General features: G+C 40.3%; 10 protein-coding genes. All 10 read left to right on the forward strand.

All coding sequences use genetic code 11. The annotated features are described in order from the left end of the window. The first annotated feature begins 11 nt into the window (after positions 1-11). The 10 genes from BFP77_RS03655 to BFP77_RS03700 all read left to right on the forward strand — a co-directional run bounded on the left by BFP77_RS03655 (position 12) and on the right by BFP77_RS03700 (position 13,782). Positions 12-467, forward strand: coding sequence for a Fur family transcriptional regulator (locus BFP77_RS03655; RefSeq protein ID WP_099572712.1), 456 nt, complete (start codon positions 12-14; stop codon positions 465-467). Between the two features lie 15 nt (positions 468-482). Further along, positions 483-1,754, forward strand: coding sequence for an adenylosuccinate synthase (locus BFP77_RS03660; protein WP_099572713.1), 1,272 nt, complete (start codon positions 483-485; stop codon positions 1,752-1,754). A gap of 96 nt (positions 1,755-1,850) precedes the next feature. Continuing rightward, complete coding sequence (locus BFP77_RS03665) at positions 1,851-2,636, forward strand: 3-keto-disaccharide hydrolase (protein WP_099572714.1); 786 nt, start codon at positions 1,851-1,853, stop codon at positions 2,634-2,636. A 9-nt stretch (positions 2,637-2,645) separates the two neighbouring features. After that, positions 2,646-4,106: a Gfo/Idh/MocA family protein gene (locus BFP77_RS03670; RefSeq protein WP_099572715.1), complete on the forward strand. Its 1,461-nt coding sequence runs from the start codon at positions 2,646-2,648 to the stop codon at positions 4,104-4,106. A gap of 288 nt (positions 4,107-4,394) precedes the next feature. Then, positions 4,395-7,406, forward strand: a complete 3,012-nt coding sequence (locus BFP77_RS03675) for a PVC-type heme-binding CxxCH protein (protein WP_257212848.1) — start codon at positions 4,395-4,397, stop codon at positions 7,404-7,406. Positions 7,407-7,413: 7 nt separating this feature from the next. Then, positions 7,414-8,397: a ThuA domain-containing protein gene (locus tag BFP77_RS03680; RefSeq protein ID WP_099572717.1), complete on the forward strand. Its 984-nt coding sequence runs from the start codon at positions 7,414-7,416 to the stop codon at positions 8,395-8,397. Between the two features lie 67 nt (positions 8,398-8,464). Then, positions 8,465-10,159 carry an OstA-like protein gene (locus tag BFP77_RS03685; protein WP_373604817.1) on the forward strand — a complete coding sequence of 565 codons (1,695 nt, stop codon included), beginning with the start codon at positions 8,465-8,467 and terminating at the stop codon, positions 10,157-10,159. A 7-nt stretch (positions 10,160-10,166) separates the two neighbouring features. Further along, positions 10,167-11,348, forward strand: a complete 1,182-nt coding sequence (locus BFP77_RS03690; protein WP_099572719.1) for an aspartate aminotransferase family protein — start codon at positions 10,167-10,169, stop codon at positions 11,346-11,348. 97 nt (positions 11,349-11,445) lie between these two features. Continuing rightward, positions 11,446-12,849: a tetratricopeptide repeat protein gene (locus BFP77_RS03695; RefSeq protein ID WP_099572720.1), complete on the forward strand. Its 1,404-nt coding sequence runs from the start codon at positions 11,446-11,448 to the stop codon at positions 12,847-12,849. 18 nt (positions 12,850-12,867) lie between these two features. Beyond that, a complete protein-coding gene (locus BFP77_RS03700; RefSeq protein WP_099572721.1) occupies positions 12,868-13,782 on the forward strand; it encodes a DUF368 domain-containing protein in 915 nt (304 codons plus the stop codon). Positions 13,783-13,790 lie beyond the last annotated feature (8 nt).

A 13,790-nucleotide genomic window follows, 5' to 3' on the forward strand; every position in this document is an offset into this window, starting at 1 on the left:
ACGCAATACATATGGCTTCCGACAAGAACCAAGAAATTGTAAAGAACGTATTTACTAGCTTTTTAGAGGATAACGGGCACAGAAAAACGCCAGAACGTTACGCTATACTTCAGGAAATTTACGAAAGTGATGATCATTTTGATATAGAATCGCTCTACATTAAAATGAAGAATAAAAATTACCGAGTAAGTCGGGCTACGCTATATAATACTATTGAACTTCTGCTGGATTGTAAACTGGTAAGAAAGCATCAATTTGGAAAGAATCAGGCTCAATATGAAAAGTCTTATTTTGACAGGCAACATGATCACGTTATCCTTACGGACACCGGTGAGGTAATGGAATTTTGCGACCCTCGTATACAATCCATAAAAAAAACGATAGAAGAAGTGTTCGACATTAAAATCAACACGCACTCGCTGTACTTTTACGGAACAAAGAATAAAACAGAAAAAACGAACGACTAACCAAGTATATTTTAAATGGCAGTAGATTTATTGTTAGGCCTACAATGGGGTGACGAAGGAAAAGGAAAAATTGTTGATGTATTAACCAAAAACTATGATATCATTGCACGCTTTCAGGGCGGTCCCAATGCCGGGCACACCCTAGAGTTTGACGGAATAAAACATGTCTTACACACCATACCCTCCGGAATTTTTCATAAAAATTCAATTAATGTAGTTGGTAACGGGGTTGTTATTGACCCGGTTATTTTTAAGAAAGAATTAGATGCGTTAAAAGATTTTAAATTAGACATTAAATCCATTTTATTAATCTCTCGTAAGGCTCATTTAATATTACCTACCCACCGCCTTTTGGATGCGGCTTCGGAAGCTGCAAAAGGAAAAGCCAAGATTGGTTCTACGCTTAAGGGTATTGGTCCAACGTACATGGATAAGACCGGAAGAAATGGCATGCGCGTCGGTGATCTTGAATTGAGTGATTGGAAAGAAAAATACCGCTCTCTCGCTAACAAGCACGAAGCCATGATAGACTTTTACGATGTAGATATCCAGTATAACTTGGCGGAGTTGGAGTCTGATTTTTTCAGTGCGGTAGAAGAGCTTAAGGAATTAACGTTCATTGATAGTGAAGAATATCTTTACCAAGCTCAAAAATCCGGTAAAAAGATTTTGGCCGAAGGTGCTCAAGGTTCATTATTGGACATTGATTTCGGGACCTATCCTTTCGTTACCTCTTCTAATACAACTGCGGCTGGTGCCTGTACCGGTTTGGGAGTAGCTCCTAACCAGATTGGCGAAGTTAAAGGTATATTCAAGGCCTATACTACCCGGGTGGGTAGTGGTCCTTTCCCCACGGAACTGTTCGATGAAGATGGTGCCACCATGGGTAAGGTAGGAAACGAATTTGGAGCAACCACTGGAAGACCAAGGAGATGTGGTTGGTTAGATTTAGTAGCCTTAAAATATGCGGTAAGAATTAACGGGGTTACCGAACTCATGATGATGAAAGGTGACGTTTTAAGCGGGTTTAAAAAATTAAAGGTTTGTACCGCCTACAATTATAAAGGTGATAAAATAGACCATCTACCTTTTAATATCGAAGCAGAAAATGTAACTCCCATATATACCGAAATGGAGGGCTGGGATGAAGATTTAACAAAAATGACCAAGGCAGCGCAATTACCCCGTTCGCTTAATGACTATATAGATTTCTTAGAAAAAGAATTGGAAGTGCCTATCAAAATAGTATCGGTAGGCCCGGACAGGACACAGACCATACACAGATAACCATATCATTTCGGTCACCGCGCAAATGGCGTTAAGCGAAAAAAAGCTTAACGCCATTATTTTTTTTATTAAGTTTCATCAATCAAACTACACAAAATGAAACATTTAAAAACGCTTCTCCTATTTCTGATACTGTTCACAGCCTGTAAGAATGAAAAAGAAACCAAAACACCCTCAACTACCGCAGTAGCCGAAACTGAAGAATGGATTATACTTTTCGATGGAACAAGTACGGATGGTTGGAGGGCCTATAACGGGAAAACCCTACCTCCGGGATGGGTGGCAAAGAATGGTGAACTCACTTTTGACACCGCTTTAGGCCTTGAACAAGATTATAAAGGAGGAAAAGATATTATCTATGGTCTAGAAGAATTCGAAAACTTTGAACTCCATGTAGAATGGAAATTGCCGGAAGGGGGAAACAGTGGAATATTCTATCATTTGAAAGAAGGATATGATAGTCCGCCTGAAGTTGCTCCGGAATACCAGCTCATAGACGATGAGAACTATGCGAAAATCCATGATTTAACGGCATACAATACAAGTTTGGGTTACACGGACAAACCGGAAGAGTTGAAACCCTTGCAACAAACAGCCTCTGACTATGCCATGCACGCGGCAAACCCGGTAGGCAAGGTACTTCATCCCGTAGGTCAGTGGAATGCAACCAAGATTGTTTTCACGCCGGAAAAAGTTGAACATTGGATAAATGGAAAAATGGTAGTATCTTTTGTACCCTGGTCTGAAGATTGGTACGAAAGAAAGAATTCTGATAAATGGAAAAATAGTAAAGACTATGGAAAATACAAATCTGGCTATATAGGTTTTCAAGACCACGCTAGCCCAATTTGGTTCAGAAACATAAAGATTAAAAAACTATAACCGCCACTTATGAAAAAAAGAGAATTTTTAAAAAAATCGGCCATACTGGCGTCCTCCACCGCTCTTATGCCTTCCTTTATTATGGCCTGCAAACAAGATAAACAAGTGGCCCCAGCGGCAAAAAAGTTGACCAGATTACGAACAGCTCATATAGGTGTGGGTAATATGGGCGGTGAAGACTTAAGGGATATTTCATCTCACGCTGATGTAGATGTTACGGCCTTATGTGATGTTGACTCCAATAACTTAGCAGCGGCAAAAAAACTACATCCTAATGCAAAAACGTTTACGGACTATAGGGTAATGCTCAAAGAAATGTCAGATGAGATTGATGCTGTAATTGTATCCACTCCGGATCATACCCACGCACCTGCGTCTATGATGGCTATGGAAATGAACAAATCGGTTTATTGTCAAAAACCCTTAACGCATTATGTTTCCGAGGCCCGTTCTATGAAAAAACTAGCCGCAGAAAAGGGCTTGGTCACTCAAATGGGAATACAGGTTCATTCGTTCTATGATTACAAATTGGCAACACTATTAATTCAATCAGGTATTATTGGAAAAGTACATACCGTAAGGGCCTGGTCACCTAAAAATTGGGGTTACGACGGACCCGTCCCGGAAGGCAAGGACGCTGTGCCAGATACATTGGACTGGAACCTTTGGTTGGGGACTTCGGCTGAAAGAGCCTATAAAGATGGAGTTTACCATCCTGGCAATTGGAGAAAATTGGTGGACTACGGCTGTGGCACACTAGGCGATATGGGAGTTCATATTTTTGACACGCCCTATAACGCTCTGGCTTTGGACGTTCCCATAACCATAAAGAATGAGTGCAGGGCTCCGAACGGTTTTGGTTTTCCGGAAAACAATAATGTCACCTACAAGTTTCCAGGTACGGAATATACCACGGAAACTTTAAAATGGATATGGCACGATGGTCCGGGTGCTCCAGACATGCACGAGGACCTTATATTACCTGGTGCCAATGGTACTAAGGTCAAAGATTTTAATGATAAGGATGACACAATGGAGGATAAAATGTCTCTAGAAACGAAGACAACCGAAGCTGGTCAACTACCGGACCAAGGTGCTATGTTCATTGGAGAAAAAGGCAGGTTATTGCTACCCCATTTTATGAAACTCCCTCAGAAAATTGTGGATGGTAAATATATTGACATTTCAGCCGAGATAACCGCTATTGAAAAAGCGAACAATATGGGCAAACCCATTAGGGATTATGCCTCTGAAGGACCAAAACATTACCATCAATTTGTAGATGCTTGTCTCGGAAAGGATGAATGTAGCGCACCATTTTCATATGCTTCTAGACTAACGGAGACTATTTTACTAGGAGTTATCGCAGGAGGATTTCCTAATAAAACATTGCATTGGGATAATGAAAAAGCTAGATTCTCCGAAGAAGAGGCCAATGCCTATTTAGCTGGAGATTACCGAGACTTCTAAACACATTAAAAACTTATCGTTCACTAGTTTTACAAAAATTCAGATGATATTTTAAAGCCACCAATAGGTGGCTTTTTTATCTTATATTTAAAGGAGTGTATGCTTTATGAATCGACGTATCGTAAATTAACACCAATGAGAATCAGCCTTAGAAGTTCCCATTTTTTTAATAGCTATTGGATTTTAATAGCGTGCGCGCTTGTCTCTTGCACGTCCAAAAAACAAGCAAAAGTTAATGTGACCCCTAAGGCAAACATAGCCTTAATAGGTAATAATTTAGGCTCAAGAATGATGAATTACGGATATTTTGAGACCGAAATGCACTTGCGCTTTCCCAAAGATTCTTTAACTATCCGAAATATGTGCGACGGTGGGGATACTCCTGGTTTTAGACCACATGCTTCAAGAAATACCCCATGGGCGTTTCCCGATGCAGAGCAATTCCAAACAGAACTTGCCAAAAATTCAGGTAGCGAAGGGGTTTTTGAATACCCGGATGAATGGTTGAATAGACTAAAGACCGATATTATAATAGCCTTTTTTGGTTTTAACGAGTCCTTTCAAGAAGAAAAGGGCCTTGAAAATTTCAAAAATGAACTTGAAGCTTTTATCACGCACACAAAAAACCAAAACTACAACGGAAAGAATTCTCCGGAATTAGTTCTGGTGTCTCCGATAGCATTTGAAAACTTATCCGATTTGTATGACTTGCCTGATGGAAAGAAAACGAACATAAACCTGAAAATGTACACCGAAACGATAGCCGCTATTAGTAAGAAACATCAAGTAGCTTTTATTGATGTATTTCATCCGTCTTTACAATGGTACGAGCAAGAAAACGAACTTACTATTGACGGTTTTCAAATGAACGAGAAGGGATATCAAATACTTTCAGATTATTTAGCCACTGAATTAACGGGAGAAAGCAACTATGAGGACACAGGTTTAAAAACAGCTGTCCTATCCTCCGTTAAGGAAAAAAACTTTTTCTGGCATAACGATTATAAAGTTCCCAATGGCGTGCACGTTTACGGTAGAAGGCACGCTCCCTATGGTCTGGACAACTATCCTTATGAAATTAAAAAGATACGGGAAATGACGGCCATACGAGATTCCGCCATTTGGGCAGCAGCACAGAACAGCAATTATGACGTTGTGGGTGCAGACCTTAAAACCACTACCTTACCTCCTGTAGAAACCAACTATAATTTGGGAGGGAAAGATGATCCTAAAAACTATCTCTATGGAGAGGATGCCATAAAAACCTTAAAAGTTCCTAAGGGGTACAAAGTAGCATTATTCGCCTCTGAAAGTGAGTTCCCGGACCTCGCTAATCCCGCGCAATTATCTTTTGACGACAAAGGCAGGCTATGGGTGGCGACCCTCCCCTCCTATCCGCACTACAAACCTGGAGATAAGCGTCCGAACGATAAGTTGCTAATTCTAGAAGATACCGATAATGACGGTAAGGCCGATAAACAGATTGTTTTTGCCGAAAATTTACATTTACCCCTAGGGTTCGAATTTGCACCAGAAGGGGTATACGTAAGCCAAGGCACAAATTTAAAATTACTTACGGACACCAACGGTGACGACAAAGCAGATACTGAAGAAATTATTTTAAGTGGCTTTGACGATCATGATACGCACCATAACATATCTGCCTTTTGTGCAGACCCTTCAGGGGCATTTTACATGGCGGAAGGCGTTTTTCTACATACGAATGTAGAAACTCCCTATGGCCCCGTCAGAGGAACCAACGGTGGTTTTTATAGATATAATCCCCAAAGGAAAAAATTGGATAGAACAGTGCAGGTAAGTATTCCTAATCCATGGGGAATAGCGTTCGATGAATGGGGACAGGATTTCTTTTTACATACTTCTGGCCCCACCGTTCAGTGGATGACGCCCAGTACATTAAAATCAATTTACGGGGTTGCCGCTCCTCTGACCAAAGATTTAATTGAGGATGCCCACAAAGTGCGCCCTACTTCAGGAATGGAGTTTGTTTCGAGCAGTCATTTTCCGGACAATGTACAGGGCGACATGATTTTGGCCAATTCCATTGGCTTTTTGGGAATGAAACAACATCAAATGATAGAGGACGGCACAGGATACCGAACAAAACACAGGCAAGACTTAATCGTTAGTTCCGATAAAAACTTTAGACCGGTTGATATGGAATTTGCTCCAGATGGCTCTTTATATTTGGTTGATTGGCACAATGTACTTATTGGTCATATGCAACATAATGCTAGAGACCCGTTAAGAGACCATGCGCACGGCAGAATTTACAGGATTACCTACCCCTCAAGACCCTTGGTAAAACCTGCCAAGGTAACGGGAGCCAATATTGATGAACTATTGAATAATTTAAAACTACCCGAGTATAGAACAAGATATCGCTCCAGAAGGGCATTGAGAAGCAAGGACAAAGATGAAGTACTTGCCAAGTTGAATACCTGGCTAAGCAATCTGAATGAAGATGACGAGAATTACGAACACCATAGACTGGAGGGTCTTTGGGTGAGTTGGGGACTTAATCAAGTTCATGAAGAATTACTTAAAGCCCTATTGAAATCAGAGGACCATAAGGTTAGGTCGGCATCAGTTAGGGTACTACGCTATATGCGGCATCAAATACCTAATAGTCTTGCATTACTTAAAGAGGCAGCGGCAGACGTCCATGGAAGGGTGCGGTTAGAGGCAATTACCGCAGCATCATGGCTAGATGATAAAGATGGTTTGGAAGTTCTTGCTGCAGCTAAAGAACATCCATTGGATGAGTGGATGCAGCCGGCATATGACTTTGCCATGAACAGACTTTCCGGTAATTTCCTATCCGAGGACGGCACCGGACTCATAGCTTCTCATTTAAAGGGTGATGATCTAAAAGCATTTACGAAAGGAAAGGCAATATATCAGACCGAGGGTTATTGTATCACCTGTCACCAAGAAAGCGGCGCAGGCCTGCAGGCATCGGGCTATCCTACTTTAGTAGACCAACAATGGGTGGTGGGTAGCGAAGAACGGCTTATTAAATTAGCCCTCAATGGTTTGTACGGACCAATGAGCGTTATGGGCAATGATTATGATGGCCAAGTACCCATGATGGCCTTCAGAGGTTTATTGAACGACGAGGAAATCGCCGCCGTACTTACTTATGTGAGAAATGCGTTTGGCAATAGAGCCTCTGTAATTGCCCCTGAAAAAGTAAAGGAAATCAGGGATGCCACCAAAGACAAAAAAGGCTTCTATACTCCGGATGAACTTTTAAAGCAATATCCATTAGAAAAATAGCGATACAATGATATGTAACAAAATAACAGTACTACTTAGCCTACTGCTTACAATGGCTTGTTGTGCTGAGAAAAAAAGTAAAAAACAAACGCACATAGACAATAAAGCCAGTATTGCGCCACACATTGTTTTTGTTAGTGGAGATGAGGAATACCGTTCTGAAGAATCCTTACCTATGCTGGCCAAATTAGCAAAGAGAGAATTGAACGCTAAAGTGACCGTATGTTACGCCTTGGATTCCACAGGTATAATAAATCCTAACAACACTAATCATATATCTAATCTAGAAGCCTTAGAAACTGCCGACCTCATGGTCATTTTCACGAGGTACAGAACATTGCCAAAAAAGGAAAGGGATTATATTGTTAACTATGCCGAATCGGGAAGGCCTATCGTCGGTTTCAGAACCGCAACGCATGCTTTCAAGTATAAAGACCCTAGCCTTGAATATTGGAACGATGAATGGCCAACAAAAGTTTTTGGACAGCAATGGATAACGCATCATGGACATTTTGATGATGGTAAATTTCCTGTAACCCGAATATCGGCTATAGCGAAAGAGCACCCAATTTTAAGAGGTTTTGATTCGTTCAAAGCCTATTCTTGGTTATATCATGTAGATGGTGGTGCATGGAAACTATTCGGTGATTCCAAGCCTATTTTACGGGGGCATTCCCTAAAATCAAAACATGAAATGGATGGTAAGCTTGATGAATTTCCGCTGACTAATCCCGTAGCATGGACCAAGAGTTACACTGGGTCGTCTGGAAAAAAAGCCAAGGTGTTCTTTACAACGCTTGGGCACCCCTATGACTTTAAACTCCCCGTCGTACGCAAAATTGCACTAAACGGCATATTCTGGGCCTTGGACAAAGCGCATGAAATTCCTTCAGATGGTTCTAATGTGCACCTAGATGAACCGTTTGAACCCAACAACTCGGGTTTCGGTACGGTTTACAAACCAAATCTTAGACCCAGAACTATACACTAACGCATATTAAAACTATCCCAAATTAGATAGCACTGCTCAAAATTATTCTATTTTTGAAAAAAAATAAATCTTGAGAGGACTTCTATTTAAACTCTTTCTGGTTTTCTTTTCTTTTTCTGTGTATAGTCAGGAAAATACGGAAGAACCGAAACAAATCAATATCGTTTACGGAGCAAATTTCACCAAGAACGAAAAAGAATATCCAGGAGCATCTATTTTTAGCAAGGACGAAAGACAAGTACAGTTTGAGCACCAAGGGGCAGATTTGTGGTGTGATATCGCCATATTTTTTCAAAAAGAAAACAGACTGGAGGCCAGAGGAAACGTGCTTCTAAAACAGGGGGATTCCGTGGAGATGGTAAGTGAAAGGATAGACTACAAGGGTGATATAAAACTAGCAAAGGCCTGGGGAAATGTGGTACTTACCAATTATGATATGACCCTGCGTACGGACACTCTACGGATGGACCGTGAAAAGCAAGAGGCGTACTATCAAGATAATGGCACTGTAATAGATTCTGCCAATACCCTTACAAGCAAAATTGGAAGATACTTTATGGAACTCAAAAAGTATCAATTTCTAGATAGCGTCCATATTAAAAATCCAGAATATATTTTGGATTCGGAACAATTGGACTATTATACCACCTCCAAAAATGCCTACATGTACGGTCCCTCTACCATTGTTGGTGAAACCTATACCATTTATTGTGAACGTGGTTTCTATGATACCAAAGTAGAAAGTGGATATGGCATCAAAAATACAAGGATAGACTATAACAATAGAATCGTGGAGGGGGACAGTGTCTATTTCAACAAAGCGAGAGAGTTCGCATCGGCCACCAATAACATCACCGTTACCGATACCATAAACAAAGGTATAATTCGTGCGCATTATGCCGAAGTGCATAAAGCCAAGGATTCCGTATTCGCTACAAAAAGAGCCGTTTCCATTTCCGTACAGGAATTAGACTCCCTTTATGTTCATGGAGATACCCTAATGATTACCGGAAAACCAGAGGCAAGAATCTTACGGGCATTTAGAAATGCTAAGTTCTTCAAGAAGGATTTGAGCGGTAAGTGTGATTCTATACACTCGGAGGAATTAAGCGGCATAACCCAACTAATTAAAAATCCTATTATTTGGAACGGTCCAAATCAAATGACAGGGGACAGCATTCACCTTAAATCTAATCTGGAAACCGAAAAATTAGACTCGCTTAAAGTGCTGAACAATGCTTTTGTCATCTCCTTGGATAGTGTGAGCATGGAAGGTTACAATCAGGCAAAGGGTAAAGACCTTTTCGGTAAATTCATTGAAAACGAACTAAAGCTTATAGACCTCATAAAAAATACTGAAGTAATTTACTATATGTATAACGATGATGATGAGCTTATCGGGATAGATAAAACCATTTGCAGTTCCATCCGTATTACTATGGAAAACAATGACATAGAAGACCTTACTTTTTTTACCAACCCTGACGGTGATATATTTCCTGAAAAAGATTTACCCGAAAATAGTAGAATTTTAAAGGGTTTTGTTTGGCGTGGTGACGAACGTATCCTAACCAAGAACGGTATTTTCGACGAGGACGACAACAACATTGAACTGGTAGCTATCAGAGGTATAGACAATCCTATAGATATCGATGCCGAAGAAAAAGAGCGCAGTCAAAATGAATCAGACCCTATAAACAACATTTCCAACAACAAAGCTACCGACCCCAAAAAACAAAAAATACCTCAAAAGGTAAAGTAGCACTTTCATGAATAAAGATTTCCTAAAATATCAGGCCCAGACTACGCCCCATCCTTTGGGAATGGAAGTTTCACACGCAAAAGGAAGTTATATATATGATAAGGAAGGGACTCCCCATTTAGATTTTGTAGCAGGCGTTTCCGCCTGTAGTTTGGGGCACTGCCATCCAAAGGTGGTTTCTGCCGTGCAAGAACAGGCAGAGAAGTATATGCACGTAATGGTTTACGGCGAATATATCCAAGACGCCACGGTAAATTATACTAAACTATTGGCGTCTAAGCTTCCCAAAAATTTGAATACCACGTATCTGGTCAACTCGGGAACCGAAGCTATTGAAGGAGCCGTTAAACTAGCCAGGCGATATACCGGTAGAACTCAAGTTATTGCTGCCCATAATGCCTACCATGGGAATACCATGGGTAGTTTAAGTCTAATGGGCTACGAAGAACGGAAAAGCGCATTTAGGCCACTAATACCAGATGTTTCCTTTATACACTTCAACATAGAGCGGGAACTAGACCATATTACGGAAAAAACAGCTTGTGTTATCCTTGAAACTATCCAAGGCGGGGCTGGATTCATAGTTCCAAGGAACCATTATTTAGAGAAAGTACGGAAACGCTGTACCGAAATGGGAACCTTGCTAATATTAGATGAAATACAACCCGGTTTTGGCCGCACAGGAAAACTTTTTGCCTTTGAACACTACAATTGCATTCCGGATATCTTGGTAATGGGTAAAGGTATGGCTTCCGGCATGCCAGTAGGAGCATTTACAACCGACGGCCCCATTATGAAGTCGTTACAAAATAGCCCTAGATTAGGACACATAACCACCTTTGGAGGAAATCCAGTTATAGCCGCGGCCTGTTTGGCCACCCTACAGGAACTCGTTAATACCAACTTAATAGATGCCATTGCGGCCAAAGAAAAACTGTTTAGACATCTGTTAACACATCCCTTGATAAAGGAGATTAGAGGTAAAGGTTTAATGCTGGCCTTAATCATGGAAAACGAAGGTTTGACCAATGAACTCGTGCTCAAGGCAAAAGAAAGAGGCCTCATTCTCTTTTGGTTGCTATTTGAGTCCAGAGCCGTACGGATATCCCCTCCTTTAACCATTTCCGAAGAAGAAATTGAGAAAGGTTGTCTTATGATTCTAGCCATATTGGAAGAATTGCAACAATAATTTGTTAACTAATTTGTTAATAATATAGGATGCGATTGGATATAAAAATAGTCTCAAAGACTTACTTTTAAATCCATAGTTTAACCAAAGAGTTCCTATGGCGTTAGAATCTAACGAAAGACCGGACAAGCCCGTAACCAAGTTTGAATCAATGCTTAAGACAGATGATGTCTATTTCTTTGATGCGGAAGATTTCGAAGATATTATTCATCATTACTTGAACAATGGTAAGATATCCCTTGCGAAGAAGGGAATTAAAATTGGACTTCAACAACACCCCGCCTCTATTGAACTGAAGCTTCTCAACGTTGAAGTAATGGTCTTTGAGAACAATTTGGAGGCAGCCGAAAAACATCTTGACGAATTACAGAATATAGATGCTCATAACGAAGAGATTTATATTCAACGTGCAAATATCCTATCAAAAAAAGATAACCACCAAGGTGCTATACATTTACTACAGAAAGCATTGGAGCTTTCCACCAATAGTTTCGACATACATTCCCTAATGGGTATGGAATATCTTTTCCTAGACGATTTTAAATTGGCCAAAGAGAGCTTTATGCGCTGTGTAGCCTTTGACAATCAAGACTACTCCTCGCTCTATAATGTCATTTATTGTTTTGAATTTCTAGAAGACCATGATGGTGCTATACTGTATTTGAACGACTATCTGGACGCTAGCCCTTACTGCGAAGTGGCATGGCACCAATTAGGAAAACAATATTTTGCAAAGGAAATGTTCCAGGAAGCCCTGACCGCTTTTGATTTTGCAATCATCTCTGACGATTCTTTTATCGGGGCCTATTTTGAAAAGGGAAAAGTACTGGAAAAACTGGGCAAATATGAAGATGCCATAGAAAATTATGAAACTACGGTAAGTATCGAAGACCCAACATCACACGCTTTTTTAAGAATAGGGAAATGTTATGAAAAGCTTGGTAATGACGATATGTCCAAATACTATTTCTATCAAACCGTGCATGAAGACCCTTTGTTGGACAAGGGCTGGTTGGCCATTACAGATTTTTATATCAGAAAAAGAAAGTACGAAAAAGCTTTATACTACATCAACAAGGCATTGAACATTGACGGAGGTAATCCTAATTATTGGAAGAAATCGGCAAGAATTCATGTGGCGCTCAAGAATTATGACCAAGCTGATTTTTCCTTTAAACAAGTTGTAGATTTAGGAAACTATGAGTTGGATACTTGGTTAAAATGGGCGGACATCGTTCAAATTAGTGGAGATACCCAAGCGGCCATCCAAATTCTTTTGCAAGGCAAGGAATTTTATCCTGAGAATCTCAAGATCATCTATAAAATAGCTGGTTTTCAACTCGTCTTAAACGACCTTATCAATGCGAGAATAACTATGCTAGATGCCCTAAAGTTGGACAAGAGCGCTAAAAAGCTACATCTTTTTTACAAACAATTCCCAGAATACGGCAATTCCGACTGGGTTAAGACTATCTTAGCCGACCACAAAAAAGCATCTTGATTTCTTGTATCTAAATTTATGGGGGAAAGAAAATTTATCCATTACCTATACATCACCTTAAAAGGAATGGCAATGGGCATTGCCGAGTTAGTGCCAGGCGTTTCAGGCGGTACCATAGCCTTTGTAACCGGCATTTACGAGGAATTCATATCCTCAATTAACAATGTAAATATTGCCACGTTCAAAACCTTGAAAAATGATGGTTTTAAGATGTTTTGGAACCAATTGAACGGCAACTTTCTATTAGCGCTGTTCGTGGGTATGATGTTGAGCATACTATCATTGTCCAAAGTTATTTCCTGGCTTATAGAAAACCACCCCATACCGGTCTGGGCATTCTTTTTTGGACTGGTTTTAGCGAGCGTCATTTTTGTAGCAAAGGCTATTGAAAAATGGAATTTCTTGTCCATAGCACTGTTCATCATAGGTGCCATCACCGCATACTATATTACCACCCTACCGCCCTCCGCGAACACGGACAGCCTTCCGTTCCTATTCTTTTCCGGAGCTTTGGCCATTTGCGCCATGGTACTGCCCGGAATTTCGGGTTCTTTCATATTGGTACTTCTGGGTTCCTATAAAACGGTCCTAGATGCGGTTAATAATCAGGATTTTAAAATAGTTATCGTCGTAGCATTGGGAGCGGTCTTTGGAATTTTGAGTTTCGCTAGGGTCCTGAAATGGATGTTCGCCCACTACAAGAATGCAACACTTGCTATTCTCACCGGTTTTATATTAGGTTCCTTGAATAAAATTTGGCCGTGGAAAAAAGTTTTGGAGGTAATTAAAATAGGAAAGAAAGAAATTATCATTGATGAAAATATTTCTCCGTTTGCATTTGAAGACGATAATCAATTAACCTTTGCTATAATTACTGCTATCATAGGTTTTTCTCTTATTTTTATACTTGAAAAAGTAGCTTCTAAAGAATAAGAACCTTC

Origin of the sequence: Maribacter sp. 4U21, assembly GCF_002742365.1 — a bacterium.
Taxonomy (GTDB): Bacteria; Bacteroidota; Bacteroidia; order Flavobacteriales; family Flavobacteriaceae; genus Maribacter.

Excerpts from the sequence above, each read along its gene's own strand:
- BFP77_RS03655 (WP_099572712.1), top strand. The coding sequence starts at position 12 with ATGGCTTCCGACAAGAACCAAGAAATTGTAAAGAACGTATTTACTAGC.
- BFP77_RS03660 (WP_099572713.1), top strand. The coding sequence starts at position 483 with ATGGCAGTAGATTTATTGTTAGGCCTACAATGGGGTGACGAAGGAAAA.
- BFP77_RS03665 (WP_099572714.1), top strand. The coding sequence starts at position 1,851 with ATGAAACATTTAAAAACGCTTCTCCTATTTCTGATACTGTTCACAGCC.
- BFP77_RS03670 (WP_099572715.1), top strand. The coding sequence starts at position 2,646 with ATGAAAAAAAGAGAATTTTTAAAAAAATCGGCCATACTGGCGTCCTCC.
- BFP77_RS03675 (WP_257212848.1), top strand. The coding sequence starts at position 4,395 with ATGATGAATTACGGATATTTTGAGACCGAAATGCACTTGCGCTTTCCC.
- BFP77_RS03680 (WP_099572717.1), top strand. The coding sequence starts at position 7,414 with ATGATATGTAACAAAATAACAGTACTACTTAGCCTACTGCTTACAATG.
- BFP77_RS03690 (WP_099572719.1), top strand. The coding sequence starts at position 10,167 with ATGAATAAAGATTTCCTAAAATATCAGGCCCAGACTACGCCCCATCCT.
- BFP77_RS03695 (WP_099572720.1), top strand. The coding sequence starts at position 11,446 with ATGGCGTTAGAATCTAACGAAAGACCGGACAAGCCCGTAACCAAGTTT.
- BFP77_RS03700 (WP_099572721.1), top strand. The coding sequence starts at position 12,868 with ATGGGGGAAAGAAAATTTATCCATTACCTATACATCACCTTAAAAGGA.